This is a genomic window from Pseudomonas cerasi (assembly GCF_900074915.1).
GTDB lineage: Bacteria > Pseudomonadota > Gammaproteobacteria > Pseudomonadales > Pseudomonadaceae > Aquipseudomonas > Aquipseudomonas cerasi.
In genome coordinates this window covers 1,561,736-1,574,588 of record NZ_LT222319.1, presented here as the reverse complement: position 1 = coordinate 1,574,588, position 12,853 = coordinate 1,561,736, and the positions used below count along the sequence as shown (strand labels likewise).

At 58.6% G+C, this 12,853-nt stretch carries 12 protein-coding genes, 1 tRNA gene and 1 pseudogene; 2 read left to right on the top strand and 12 right to left on the bottom strand.

Going from position 1 to position 12,853, the window contains the following annotated elements:
- Nucleotides 1-3: 3 nt before the first annotated feature.
- The gene (locus PCPL58_RS09615; protein ID WP_065349302.1) at nt 4-453 is read right to left on the bottom strand and encodes a YcgN family cysteine cluster protein; all 450 of its coding nucleotides are present in this window, start codon (nt 451-453) and stop codon (nt 4-6) included.
- 210 nt (nt 454-663) lie between these two features.
- Here PCPL58_RS09615 and PCPL58_RS09610 point away from each other — a divergent pair, with 210 nt between their 5' ends.
- Nucleotides 664-1,257: a nitroreductase family protein gene (locus tag PCPL58_RS09610; RefSeq protein WP_003317403.1), complete on the top strand. Its 594-nt coding sequence runs from the start codon at nt 664-666 to the stop codon at nt 1,255-1,257.
- Between the two features lie 66 nt (nt 1,258-1,323).
- Here PCPL58_RS09610 and PCPL58_RS09605 read toward each other — a convergent pair whose 3' ends face one another.
- From PCPL58_RS09605 to gvpU, 6 genes are all read right to left on the bottom strand, one after another.
- On the bottom strand, nt 1,324-2,256 hold the full coding sequence (locus PCPL58_RS09605; RefSeq protein WP_065349301.1) for a D-2-hydroxyacid dehydrogenase: 933 nt from the start codon (nt 2,254-2,256) through the stop codon (nt 1,324-1,326).
- A 70-nt stretch (nt 2,257-2,326) separates the two neighbouring features.
- On the bottom strand, nt 2,327-2,620 hold the full coding sequence (locus tag PCPL58_RS09600) for a YcgL domain-containing protein (protein WP_065349300.1): 294 nt from the start codon (nt 2,618-2,620) through the stop codon (nt 2,327-2,329).
- Entirely contained in the window at nt 2,617-3,750 is a 1,134-nt protein-coding gene (gene rnd / locus PCPL58_RS09595; RefSeq protein WP_010432132.1) for a ribonuclease D, read from the bottom strand. The genes PCPL58_RS09600 and rnd overlap by 4 nt, the downstream gene beginning before the upstream one ends.
- A gap of 189 nt (nt 3,751-3,939) precedes the next feature.
- A complete protein-coding gene (locus tag PCPL58_RS09590) occupies nt 3,940-5,580 on the bottom strand; it encodes a phosphoethanolamine transferase (RefSeq protein ID WP_065349299.1) in 1,641 nt (546 codons plus the stop codon).
- A gap of 232 nt (nt 5,581-5,812) precedes the next feature.
- On the bottom strand, nt 5,813-7,504 hold the full coding sequence (locus PCPL58_RS09585; protein WP_065349298.1) for an NAD-dependent malic enzyme: 1,692 nt from the start codon (nt 7,502-7,504) through the stop codon (nt 5,813-5,815).
- A gap of 313 nt (nt 7,505-7,817) precedes the next feature.
- A complete protein-coding gene (gvpU, locus tag PCPL58_RS09580) occupies nt 7,818-8,300 on the bottom strand; it encodes a gas vesicle accessory protein GvpU (RefSeq protein WP_003409447.1) in 483 nt (160 codons plus the stop codon).
- A 297-nt stretch (nt 8,301-8,597) separates the two neighbouring features.
- Between gvpU and PCPL58_RS09575 the strand changes: the two genes are divergently transcribed.
- Entirely contained in the window at nt 8,598-9,581 is a 984-nt protein-coding gene (locus PCPL58_RS09575) for an LLM class oxidoreductase (protein WP_065349297.1), read from the top strand.
- Here the strand turns inward: PCPL58_RS09575 and PCPL58_RS32875 are convergent.
- From PCPL58_RS32875 to bamC, 5 genes and pseudogenes are all read right to left on the bottom strand, one after another.
- Nucleotides 9,553-9,723 (bottom strand): annotated as a pseudogene (locus tag PCPL58_RS32875) (LysR family transcriptional regulator); the annotation flags it as partial. The gene PCPL58_RS09575 and the pseudogene PCPL58_RS32875 overlap by 29 nt on opposite strands.
- A gap of 328 nt (nt 9,724-10,051) precedes the next feature.
- Nucleotides 10,052-10,141 (bottom strand) — tRNA-Ser (locus PCPL58_RS09565).
- A 91-nt stretch (nt 10,142-10,232) separates the two neighbouring features.
- Nucleotides 10,233-10,943, bottom strand: a complete 711-nt coding sequence (gene purC / locus PCPL58_RS09560; RefSeq protein ID WP_065349295.1) for a phosphoribosylaminoimidazolesuccinocarboxamide synthase — start codon at nt 10,941-10,943, stop codon at nt 10,233-10,235.
- Between the two features lie 28 nt (nt 10,944-10,971).
- Nucleotides 10,972-11,730 carry an MBL fold metallo-hydrolase gene (locus PCPL58_RS09555; RefSeq protein WP_065349294.1) on the bottom strand — a complete coding sequence of 253 codons (759 nt, stop codon included), beginning with the start codon at nt 11,728-11,730 and terminating at the stop codon, nt 10,972-10,974.
- The gene (bamC, locus tag PCPL58_RS09550; protein WP_060708794.1) at nt 11,731-12,849 is read right to left on the bottom strand and encodes an outer membrane protein assembly factor BamC; all 1,119 of its coding nucleotides are present in this window, start codon (nt 12,847-12,849) and stop codon (nt 11,731-11,733) included.
- Nucleotides 12,850-12,853: the final 4 nt, after the last annotated feature.

Sequence of the window (12,853 nt, the reverse complement as noted above, 5' to 3'; positions counted from 1 at the left end):
CGTTCAACCTGCACGAAAAATCAGGTAATCCTCCCAGTCGTCTTCGGCCACATTGTTCTCGCTGAGCATGCGGCCTGACTGGGAGATGCGTTCGTGATGCACGGCCGTGCGATCACCACACACCAGATGGTGCCAGAGCGGCAAATCCTTGCCCTCGCTGACCAGACGATAGCCGCAGGTCGGCGGCAGCCATTTGAATTCATCTGCCTGACCAGGCGTTAGCTGAATGCAATCAGGGACCGAGGCACGACGGTTTGCGTAGTCGGAGCACTGGCAGGTTTTCAGATCGAGCAGCTTGCAGGCAATTCGCGTGTAATAAACCGCGCTGTCTTCCTCGTCCTCAAGCTTCTGCAGGCAGCACAGGCCACAGCCATCGCACAACGACTCCCACTCCTGGGTATCGAGCTGGTCAAGGGTCTTGCGAATCCAGAAGGGTTCAACTTTAGCGGCCATGGTTCGGACAACGGTATCGATAATGAAAAGGCCGCCAGTCTAGAGGTACACGCGGGGCGGGCCAAGCACTTGCGACTGCCGGTAGCCGGGACTTATCAGCGACGGGGCAAAACAGTAGCGTTAACGGGTTTTCAGTGCGTTCAAGCGATGCCTGCCGACCACGGCCCATCAAGCCACGCTCGTTTTCAACCTTCGCTATCAAGGACTTTCATGAGCACGAACCCTCGCATCGCCGATCACCCTATCGACCCGCAATTCACCGAGCGCTGGTCGCCACGTGCCTTCAGTGGCGAGAGCATCGACCAGGAAACCCTGCTGAGCTTTTTCGAAGCCGCACGCTGGGCACCCTCGGCGTATAACTCGCAGCCCTGGCGCTTTCTCTATGCACGTCGCGATACGCCAAACTGGGAGCGTTATCTGGGCCTGCTGAACGAGTTCAACCGCAGCTGGGCGCAACACGCGGCGGCCTTGGTGATCGTCATTTCCAAGACCACCTTCGTCGCCCCCGGCGCAAGCGAAGAGAGCCCGGCGCTATGGCACACCTTCGACACGGGTTCGGCATGGGGTTACCTGGCACTGCAGGCCAGCCTGAGCGGCTGGCACACCCACGGCATGGCCGGTTTCGATCAGGATCTGACCCGCAAGGAACTGAATATTCCCGAGGGCTACGCTGTGCACGCGGCCATCGCGATCGGCAAGCTGGGTGACAAGTCGACCCTGCCGGACTACCTGCAAGGCCGCGAAGTGCCAAGCCCGCGCAAGCCGCTGGCAGAACTGGCCGCCGAAGGTGATTTTTCGCTGTAACCGACTGGTTGCAGTAATCGATGCCTGCGAGCCGGCGCCTGAAACGTCGGCTCGTTGGCAAGGGCGTCAGTAACCTCGCGAAAAATCGACCTCGCCGCGCAGCGCTTCTCCTGCCTGGAAAGCTTGCACGTTATGGACGAAAAGCTCGGTCATGGCCACGGGCGAGGTAGGCGCCGAGCTATGACCGGTCAACAGCAGACCGTAGGCAGTCCAGAACGGATGCCGCTGCGGCAAAGGCTCCTGACGGCAGACGTCAATCACAGCGCCAGCCAGATGCCCTTCCTTCAACGCCTCGACCAGATCCGCATCGACAACCGCCACGCCGCGCCCGACGTTGATGAACAGCGCCGTGGGCTTGAAGCTGGCGAACAGCTTGGCATCGTACAGGTCGTGCGTCTCGGGCGTGTTGGGCAGCAGGTTGATGACGTAATCCATCTCGCCGAGCAGACGCGTCATGTCTGACAACGCCGTCACTTCGATGAACGGTTCCTGTGCGCGCGCACTGGAAGCCACACCGTACACCTGCACACCGAACGGCAAGAGGAACTCGGCAACCCGCTGACCGATATCACCGGCACCGACGATCAACGCCTTGCGGCCCGACAGACTCTGCCCGGTCCGGTTGTCCCACTTGCGTTCGACCTGGCTCATCAGGCGCGCCAGCACCTCGCGCTCATGGCCAAGCATGTAGGTCAAAACGAATTCGGCCATGACCTGACCGAAAATCCCGACTGCACGGGTCAGGCGATATTCCCGCGACAGGCTGTCAGCCAGCAGCGGTGTGATGCCCGCCCAGGTGGATTGCAGCCACTGCGGCTTGTGCCCCTGCCGCAACAGGTTGGCCATCAGGTCCGGCTGTCCCAGCCAGACCGGGCAGTCGCTGGCCATGCGCGACAGCTCGGCAGAATCGCCAGTGCTGAAAACTTCCAGATCAGGCGCAGCCTTGCGCAACAATTGGGTGTAAACGTGGTAATCGTGCTCGGCAATCAGAACGCGCATGTTTCAAAAACCTTAAAAACAGGACAGGCAACCCACGTCGATGTGGGCTGCTTTACAACGTGGGCAACGATTACATGGGATCGTTGCGGCGCAGCAGCTCTTCGGGCAGGTGCTCGATGTAATCGTCTTCAGCCGGCGGCATCTGCAAGTGATAGCCCTGACTGTCAAGGTTCTCAAGCACCACATTGATATCTTCACGCGACAGCGCCCGCTCGGGGCTCAGCACCAGATCGAATGCATGAACCGGCTTGCCGAACGCCACCATCAGCTCTGGAGGCACACGCTTGAGAACGTCGCTCTTCAGGACGTAAAGGTACATCTCGTTTCTTTTCGGGCTGCGATAAATCGAGCAGATGCACTTCAAGACGGTTCTCCGGGGGTGGCCAGGCTGTCCAGCAGCGCCTGACCCATCAACTCGCGACGCCAGCCACGCAGCGAGTCGGGTAATTGGTAAGGACCATCGGGGTAGCCGCTCTTGAGCAGGGCTTCGAGGGTCTTCTTGCGCAGCATCAGTTCCGGGGCCATGTCCAGTTGCTCGGCATACTGCTGACCGATTGCACGCAGACGCTTGATCGACCCGGCGGCATCGATGGGCAATGGCTCGGGCAACGCAGGTGGCCACTCTTCTGGAGGCAGCACGCTCGCGGTCTTGATCAGCTCGAGCAGAAACTCGCCGTCATGGCGGACCGTACGCGGGTGCATGTCTTCAATCCGCGCCAGCGCGCCGAGGTTGTCCGGCTGGGTCTTGGCCAATGGCCAGAGCGAGTGCTCGCGCACGATACGGTTGCGCGGCAGGTTGCGGGCACGCGCCTCGCGCTCACGCCAGGCACACAGCTCGCGCAGCACCGCCAGCTGGGCGCGGGACAACTTCCAGGCCAGCTTGGCGTCGCGATACACCTCGTATGGGTCCACCTCACGGCGCAGGTTGGCGACCAGTTCAGCGCCATCATCCAGCAGCCAGGCGTATTTGTCGTCGGACAAGCGCGGGCGCAGGATGGTGAACAGCTCGGCCAGGTGCACGGCATCTTCGGCCGCGTAGCTGATCTGCGTTTCCGACAGCGGACGCTGCAGCCAGTCGGAGCGGGTTTCGCCCTTGGGCAGGTCGATATCGAGGACCTCCTGCACCAGACGCGAGTAGCCCATGGAAAAACCGAGGTTCAGGTAGGCAGCTGCCAATTGGGTATCGAACAGCGGAACCGGCAGGCTGCCGGTCAGGCGCAGCAATACCTCAAGGTCTTCGCTGCACGCATGCACCACTTTGATGACGTCGGGGTTTTCGAGCAACGCAGACAGCGGCCGCCAGTCGTTGATCAGCAATGGATCAATCAGCCAGGCGCTCTGCCCGTCGCCGATCTGCAGCAGCGCAGCGATCGGATAAAAAGTGTCGACCCGCATGAACTCGGTGTCGAGCGCCACGAAAGGCAGTGACTGCCATTGTGCGCAATGCCGGGCGAGGCTGTCGTCGTCGCGAATCCAGTGAATATCGATGGCCACACGGCTCTCCCTTCAACAATGGCGCGCAGTATATATCGTCATGGGAGATTATCGCGCGTCTGTCGTCCGGGTCTGGCGCATCTTCATGCAAATGAAGGACAGGAGGAGCTATTGCCTCACAGACAGGCTGCCAATGATCGCCCCCACGGCTTGAGAGGACGATCAATACCCGGCACGCCGCGCATGTCGTTACTTGTCGGTGGTCGCCAACTCTCTGCGGCATGCGGCAAACATATCGAGACTGGGGTCATAGACCTTGGTATCGACTTTCAGCAGACCGAGCATGGAATGGAAAAGATTGTCCTGGCTCAACGGTGCATTGCGCTGTTTGGCCAGACACTCCGGCGTAACGGCAAAGGACTTCTGATAGGTATCGGACAACCAAACCATCATCGGCACATGCTTTTGCTGATCAGGCGCCAGCACATAAGGCGTGCCATGCAGGAACAGATTATATTCGCCCAGAGATTCGCCATGATCCGACAGGTACACCATGGCGGTATCGACCTTGTTTTGATTGGTGCGCAGAAGATCAATCAGCGTGGACAATACATGGTCGGTGTACAGCAACGTATTGTCGTACCCATTGACGATGCTGTCCCGGCTGCAATTGTTCAGCGCATTGCTTTCACACACCGGGGTAAACGTTTCAAAGTCTTTCGGGTAACGTTTGTAGTATTCAGGACCGTGGCTGCCCATCTGATGCAGAACAAGCACCGTGTCCTTGTCGAGGCCGTCGATAAAGGCCTGCAGGTTTTGCAAGAGTATCTCGTCCCGGCATTCATGGTTGTTGCACAACAGCGGGTCCTTGAGATTGCTCACGTCCTGGAAGGTCACTCGATCACAGGTGCCCTTGCAGCCCGCTTGATTGTCACGCCATATCACGTCTATACCCGCGCGCTTCAGTACGTCCAGCAAGCCTTCCTGATTACGCGCCTGGGTAGCGTTGTAGTTCTTGCGTCCCATATTGGAAAACATGCAAGGCACCGATACTGCGGTTTCGGTACCGCAGGAATACACATCGGTAAACGCCACCAGCCCGCTTTCCTTGTTCAGGTTGGGCGTGGTGTTACGACCGTAGCCAAGGATTCCGAAGTTCTCGGCCCGGGCACTTTCGCCGACCACCAGCACGGTCAATGATTTGCGGGCGTGCGTGGCCCAGTCCGCAGAACGCTTGGCGTCCTCGCCGATCTTGACGAAGGGACGCCTGGCGGATATCACCTGCTCACTCAGGTAGCCCAGCGACGCACCAATGTAATTGCTTGGCACTACCATCAGGCGCAATTCATGGTGGTTGCGGAACAACGACGACAAGCCCTGGTAATTGGCCAGTGCAACGGCGCCGATTGCCACGCAGCACGCCACCGTCACCAACAGTTTGCTGAACAATTCGAGGTGCCAGCGACGGTAGCTGATCGGCAGTTTCCAGAGTATCAGCGAAGGCACTATGCCCAGCAGAAGGATATACAAAGCCAGTTTTAAAGACAGCAGCCCCTGCACTTCCGTGACGTTGGTTTCGGCGAAGTTTCGAAACATGCCCGCGTCGATCATGACCCCGTATTCGGTCATGAAATAAACCACCCCCGCGCTGATCATAAACAGACTGATCAACACCGGTTTAAGCACACGACGAAATGCCAACAGCGTCAACACGATATTGAACACGCAGAAAATCATCAAGCCAAACGCAAAGCGCATGGCCAACCCTTTGCTATCGGCGCTGGTAATCGAGAAAAGATGCTGCCAAAGATTGATATTGAAACCCAGTAACAGAAACGCACTGGCAAGTAGGGTTACAACCTCTGGACGAACAGTTCTGGGTGTCGGCATCGTGGTCTGCTTATCGAATTAATATGCATCGGGCATTCAGGAGCCAGTGAACGCTCCGATGGCGCGCACTGTAGGCAGCGCATCATCAATTTTATGTGAAAAAGGTGAGAGGATTGGGTTGAATGAAGCTTATTTCACTGTAAATAAACTCATTGCAGCGTTACTGCATTTGCAGAGCAGCGTGTCTCCGCAAGCAAGCTTGCGGAGACGTCATCCTCGCAGATACGCCCGATCAGACCGAGCGGCGGCGATAGGCCCGGTAGCCCGGCAACCAGAAATTACGCTCGATGGCCTCAAGCAGCGCCTCTTCGGTGGTTTCCAGCGCCAGCCCTTCGGCTTGCGCTTCCTTGGCCACAGCCAGGGCGATCTTGCGGCTGACCTGCTGGATTTCCTTGAGCGGCGGCAACACCGCATCGCCCTTCCCTGTCACCATCGGCGAGCACTCGGCCAGCGCATTGGACGCCGCCATGAGCATCCGGTCGGTGATGCGCGATGCCTTGCAGGCCACCACGCCGAGGCCGATGCCCGGAAAGATGTAGGAGTTGTTGCACTGCGCTATGTGTACCGTGCGGCCGTTGATCTCCACTGGCGCAAACGGACTGCCGGTGGCCACCAGCGCATTACCGTCGGTCCAGCGCAGGATTTCTTCCGGAGTGGCTTCTACCTTGGAAGTCGGATTGGACAGCGGCATTACCAAGGGTTTGGCGCAATGCTTGTGTAATTCGCGAATCACCTGCTCGGTGAACAGACCCCGTTGCCCGGACACACCGATCATTACGGTGGCCCCGGCGTGGGTGACCACGTCGAGCAACTGCGGGAAGGCTTCGGAGCCGGCAGTCCAGCCAGATACGTCGGCAGTCTTTTGCGCCAGTCGCTTCTGGAAGTCGAGCAGGTTATCCATGCCTTCGGTCAACAGGCCGAAACGATCGACCATGAAGATACGTTTGCGCGCTTCGCTTTCGCTCAGGCCTTCGATGCGCATCGCTGCGATGATGTGCTCGGCGATCCCGCAGCCTGCCGAACCGGCACCGACAAACACCACCTTCTGCTGGCCGAGGGTTTCATTCTTGGCCTTGCAGGCCGCCAGCAACGTACCCACGGCAACCGACGCGGTGCCCTGGATGTCATCGTTGAAGCAGCACAGCTCGTCCCGATACTTTTCGAGCAGCGGCATGGCGTTGGACTGGGCGAAATCTTCGAACTGCAACAGCACGTCCGGCCAGCGACGCTGCACCGCGTCGATGAACAGCGAGATGAAGTCTTCGTATTCCTTGCCCGATACCCGCTCGTGACGCCAGCCCATGTACATCGGGTCGTCCAGCAGCTCACGGTTGTTGGTGCCGACATCCAGCACGATCGGCAGCGTGTACGCCGGGCTGATCCCGCCACAAGCGGTGTACAGCGACAGTTTGCCGATCGGAATGCCCATGCCGCCGATGCCTTGATCACCCAGACCGAGAATTCGCTCGCTGTCGGTCACGACGATGATTTTGATCCGGTCCTTGGTCGCGCTGCGCAAAATATCATCGATGCGGTCGCGCTCAGGGTAGGAAATGAACAGGCCGCGATGCGTGCGGTAGATCTTGGAAAACTCCTGACAGGCCTGCCCCACCGTCGGCGTGTAGATGATCGGCAGCATCTCGTCCAGGTGGGAGTCGAGCAGACGGAAAAACAGAGTTTCGTTGTTGTCCTGGATCGAGCGCAGGTAGATATGCTTGTCCAGGTCGCTGGCACACTGTTTGTACTGGCTGTAGACCCGGGTGACTTGCTCTTCGATCGTCTCCACGTTCTGCGGCAGGAGCCCGATCAGATTGAATTCGACCCGCTCTTGCGGGGTAAAGGCACTGCCTTTGTTCAGCAGGGGCATTTCCAGCAGTGAAGGTCCTGCGTAGGAAATGTACAAAGGTCGCGAAGTTTTGGTCATTTTCTCTAATCGCCTTTTTCGTCTACTCATTAATTCTTTACGTCGACCGGGGCGGGCAGCCTGGCTCAGTTCTTGTTGTTTTTTCTTGTCGCCAGCTCTCTATCAGGCCATGCCGAAAACCATTCGGCAGATAAGGTCAGGGCGAACATATTACTCGCCTGACAGCGGCTTGCGACATTTTGTCGCGCAAAGAGTGGCTAAGTGACGCTACTGCAGGTGCAGCATTCCGTGACCAACCAGTGCATTCAGCACGCTGGAAGCCATCATGGTCTCGGGTTGAAAAAGCCCCGACGGACGTCGAGGCTCCATAGGGTCAGGCTGCGTCAGGCTTTTCGGCGATAAGCCCGATGGTGAACCCATCGACGGCCGAGATTCGGCCCCGCCACAGCACACCGGCATCACAAATCGGGTTGCCGTCAGTGGAATAGGTGCGGCAGTCCTTCAAGTGAATGAAATGGAAGGCCGGGGTGTCTTCAGATGACTCACCGGGCTTGAAGGACAGGATCATCTCTTTCATGGTCGCGTCAGTGCCGTTGGCGAACGAGCTGAACGGTGCCGAGATATCGTCGGCCAACTGCTCGAAATACGCATCGTGAGAAATCAGATGCCCGGAAACCAGATTTCCACCCACCGACAGCGTCACGCCCATCTCAACCTTGGTGTTGGCAACAAACTTGACCAGCCATTGCAGCAACCAGTCGATCTGCTTGCCCTGCCATTTGAACTGAGCAATCACGTCATCGTGGCTCTGGCTGGGAGAAGGTTGCGACTTTTGTACCTGATCTACGTCTGACATCTGAAAGCTCCTCGCCTCACAAAACGTTGAACCCAAGGTATAGATCAGAAAGGACGAAAGCGAAACCGGGAGGCAGGATTAGTTTGCGAATGGCCGAATGGGACGAGTGAGACCAAGCGATTTCGCAGGAGGATGGTGACAGTATTTCTACCCTGCACGGGATGCCAGTGGTTCGGTTAGGTGCTGCAGACCGACTATTCGTGATTTTTTTTCACCATGACTGATCCAAAAGGTCTGAGATCAGCCTGAAGGTCATCTATAGAATCAAATGATCGATTTCCGAAACGGAGTAAAACGATGACTCAGAACAATCCATCGCTTGGCCTGGAGAACCATACGGCGTTCAGCGGTACATTCCAGCGTGATCAGTTGACCATCGGGTTCATCTCGCCCGCGCGAGGCTATCCTGACGGCCCTTTTCCCAGCCTGGAGGACCAGGCCGAGATCGTGCAGCGCCTCGATCAGAGCGATGCTGCGGCGCTGTGGCTGCGCGATGTGCCGTTTTACGATCCGTCATTTGGTGATACCGGCCAGGTCCTTGATCCGATGGTGTACGCGGGCTGGCTGGCAGCGCTCACGAGCAGAATCGCCATCGGCACCGCAGGCATCGTCAGCCCGTTGCGGGAGCCGGTTATCACCGCCAAGCAGATTGCGACGGCGGACCAACTCCTCGGAGGCCGCTTTCTCGCGGGCATGGCTTCGGGTGACCGGGCAACAGAATATCCGGCTTTCGGAGTCGACTTTGCCAGCCGGGCTGAACGCTATCGGGAAGCGGTAACGCTGATCAAAACGCTGCTTTCAGAGTCGTTTCCGCGGCTGAAGACACAGCATTTCGGCCAGTTGCGGGGCGACATCGATCTGGTACCCAAACCCGCTGCTCAACCGGTCCCTGTCATCGCCATCGGTCGTGCTGGACAGAGCCTGGAGTGGCTTGCGGCCAATGTCGATGCCTGGATCTGGCATGGCGATGCGCTGCGCATGCCGGAGGCTGTACCGCATTGGCGTGAGGCAACCGCTTCCAGGGGATTCATCCCTTTCGGCTACGGCGCGATGTTCGACCTCGACGCCAATCCTGACGCGCCGCTACAAACGGGGCGGATGCTACGGGTTGGTCGAAAGGCGCTGAAGGACTTCTTCTCCCGGCAACGCGAAGCCGGGATCAATCATGTCGCATTGAACCTCAAACCGACGCGGCGTCCCTCTCTGGAGGTGATCGATGAACTTCAGGAGCACATTCTCCCCGAGTTTTCCATCACGTCCCAACACGCCCGGCAGGCGTGAGGTTGGCTCCCAGGCAGGCACTTAACGCGCTGACTTTTGGCAGCGCCTCGCGACTTCGCAGCCAGACAAGACTCATCGGCAGGCCTTCGGTAGCAAGATCCAGTAGCACCTCCACCAGCCTGCCGCTATTCAGATGCCGCTGGCCAATCAATACGCGCCTTGCCCTGTGCTCGGTCTGGGTTGAAGTCAGCGCAATCTCGACTTCCTGCAGATCTGAAACGACCGTCGTGCAGGTACGGTAGAAGGTTTCCCCCGCATCGGTGAGCGACAACTGACGCGTGGTGCGCTGAAACAACCGGGGCGCATACGCCCTTCCAATCACGCTACTGATGAGGCACCGCGCTCAAGCGGTGGCTCGGCTGGTCTCACGGTAAAGTAGCCTTTCAGGATAGAAGTGAGGGGCTGGGCTGAGGATCATCAAATCCCGGAAACCAAAAAGCCCCGCATTGCGGGGCTTTTTGGATAAATAATGGCGGAGAGATAGGGATTCGAACCCTAGGTACCGGTGAAGGTACAACGGATTTCGAATCCGTCCCATTCGGCCACTCTGGCATCTCTCCAACGGCGCGCATCATAACAGCATCAACGCAGAAGGCGAAGCCCTTCTGCTGTTTTTTTTCGTGCTATCAAGCGCTTGCGTGCTTTTTCCGCTTACAGCGGCACGCCCAGACGGTTTGCGACTTCTTCATAAGCTTCGATAACGTCGCCCAGACCCTGACGGAAGCGGTCCTTGTCCATTTTCTTGCGGGTGTCTTTGTCCCAGAGACGGCAGCCGTCAGGGCTGAATTCGTCGCCAAGGACGATTTCACCGTGGAATACGCCGAACTCGAGTTTGAAGTCGACCAGCAGCAGGCCAGCGTCGTCAAACAGCTTGGTCAACACGTCGTTGACCTTGATCGACAGCTCTTTCATGCGAACCAGTTGCTCGGCGGTACCCCAGCCGAATGCCACAACGTGGGATTCGTTGATGAACGGGTCGCCCTTGGCGTCGTCCTTGAGGAACAGTTCGAAGGTGTACGGATTGAGCCTGGTGCCCTCTTCGATGCCCAGACGCTTGACCAGGCTGCCAGCGGCGCAGTTACGCACGACGCATTCGACCGGGATCATGTCGAGCTTCTTGACCAGGCACTCGTTGTCGCCCAGCAGCTTGTCGAATTGGGTGGGGATACCCGCCTCTTCAAGCTTCTGCATGATGAAGGCGTTGAACTTGTTGTTCACCATGCCTTTACGGTCCAGCTGTTCGATGCGCTTGCCGTCGAACGCCGAGGTGTCGTTGCGGAACAGCAGGATCAAGCGGTCAGCGTCGTCAGTCTTGTAAACCGATTTGGCTTTGCCGCGGTAGAGTTCTTCACGTTTTTCCATGATGGGCTCCGCTTGCTAAGTAGTTGGGCTAGGCGATATGTCGCCAGTCGAGCCCTGAATCTTGATCGGCCAGTTGCAGCCAGTCCGGGTCGCACCCGAGGGTGTCGACGAAACATTGCCGGGCCAGATGCGGCAGGTTGTTCTTGCTGCTGAGATGCGCCAGCACCAAGTGCTGAAGGTCCTGCCATCCCAGCTCGCTCACCAGGCTGGCGGCCTGATGGTTGTTCAAATGACCTGTTTCACAGCCCACGCGCTGCTTGAGAAAGACCGGATACTGGCCTCGGGCAAGCATGTCGCGACAGTGATTGGCCTCGATCATCAAGGCATCCAGGCCTTGATAACGCTGTAATACGTTGGAGCAGTAAGACCCAAGGTCGGTCAGCAGGCCGAAGCGGCGCTTGCCGTCACTGAAGACGAACTGCGTCGGCTCGAGCGCATCGTGAGCGACCGACACCACGTCGATGTCCAGTGCGCCGATCCGCAAACTCTCCCCGCCTGCCAGGAGGCCGGCAATTTCCACCGGCTTGCGCATTCCGCGCAAGGTCCCGTTGCTGAGGTAGACCGGCACATTGTAGCGCCGCGACAGCAAACCCACGCCATGCACGTGATCGGCATGTTCGTGGGTTACCAGAATAGCGCTCAGCTGGCTTGCCGAGACGCCCAGACGAGCCAGGCGCCGCTCGGTTTCCCGCAAGGAGAAACCGCAATCGACCAGTACGCACGTATCGTTGCTTGCGACCAGCGTGCCGTTGCCACGACTACCGCTGCCGAGAACCGCGAAACGCACTTAACCCAGGTTGTCTTGAATAACGCTCAACACCCGGCGCGCGATATCCGCTGGCGCAACGGTGTTGATGTTCTTCTCGACGGTCACTTGAACGTTGTCACCGACCTTGCTCAGGCGGACTTGATAGCGCTCGGCACGGGCATCGATCTCTTCCTTGGTCGACTTGCTGCCAAACATCCTGCCGAAGAAACCAGGCTCGTTTTCAGGCGTTTTGGCCTTTTCAGCCAGGTTGATGTAGTACAGACCCAGACTGCGGTTGATGTCCTCGACACGCCAGTCGCCCTGATCCAGGGCGCGGCCAACACTCGACCATGCGCGGTCCAGATCGGCACCGAGGTTCAATACCGGGTTACCGCTGCCGTCTTCGCTCAAGGCAACACGGCTCGGGGTGTCGTAGTCACGTGCCGCCAACAGGGAAATAGAGCCGCCCTTCTCGGCGTTGCGGCCCATGCTGGCCAGCAGATCGTCGGTCAGTGCGGCATCGAGGCCCAGGTTGGTGGTGCGCGTCGGGAAAGCCACGTCGGCAGTGCTGCCGGCAGGACGCTCGACGCTGACCACGTAGACTTCACTGGTATTGCGCTGCACGCCCGGCTCGATACGCACCCGCACGCGGGTTTCTGCATCGGCGGTGACGCCAGCGGCGCTCAGACGCTTGGCCACCGAAGCGGACAACTCATCGAGGCGCTGCCACGAGGAGCTGAACTCGCCTGTCTGCGGACGCTCTTCGGCGATACGGAAACCGTTGTCTTCGAAATACTGATGAGCCACCGGCCAGACTTCGGCAGGCTGGCGCTGAGCCAGGATCCAGCGCGCATCGCCACTCTTCTGCAGGCTGAAGTCGCTCGACTCGGAAGTCGTGCCCAGCGGCTGAGGACGCGGCACGATGTACTCGCCGTCTTTCTGGGTGCTGTCAGCCACGTTACGCGGGATCGGCAGCAAAGGATCCAGGCGTTTGACGCCGCTAACATCGGCGGGCAACTGCATGGGCGGGGTCTGGGTCGCCTGGAGGTAATCGCTGCCGCGATCACGGAAGTAACCATCTTCGCCCCAGAGCCAACCGCAACCGCTGGTGCTGGAGATAATAAGAGCAAGTGCGGAAAGTCCGGCCAATCGCTTCATTGCG

Coding starts and splice junctions, on each gene's coding strand:
- PCPL58_RS09610 (WP_003317403.1), top strand. CDS start 664: ATGAGCACGAACCCTCGCATCGCCGATCACCCTATCGACCCGCAATTC.
- PCPL58_RS09615 (WP_065349302.1), bottom strand. CDS start 453: ATGGCCGCTAAAGTTGAACCCTTCTGGATTCGCAAGACCCTTGACCAG.
- purC (WP_065349295.1), bottom strand. CDS start 10,943: ATGGAAAAACGTGAAGAACTCTACCGCGGCAAAGCCAAATCGGTTTAC.
- PCPL58_RS09605 (WP_065349301.1), bottom strand. CDS start 2,256: ATGCGCGTTCTGATTGCCGAGCACGATTACCACGTTTACACCCAATTG.
- PCPL58_RS09590 (WP_065349299.1), bottom strand. CDS start 5,580: ATGCCGACACCCAGAACTGTTCGTCCAGAGGTTGTAACCCTACTTGCC.
- PCPL58_RS09585 (WP_065349298.1), bottom strand. CDS start 7,504: ATGACCAAAACTTCGCGACCTTTGTACATTTCCTACGCAGGACCTTCA.
- bamC (WP_060708794.1), bottom strand. CDS start 12,849: ATGAAGCGATTGGCCGGACTTTCCGCACTTGCTCTTATTATCTCCAGC.
- gvpU (WP_003409447.1), bottom strand. CDS start 8,300: ATGTCAGACGTAGATCAGGTACAAAAGTCGCAACCTTCTCCCAGCCAG.
- PCPL58_RS09575 (WP_065349297.1), top strand. CDS start 8,598: ATGACTCAGAACAATCCATCGCTTGGCCTGGAGAACCATACGGCGTTC.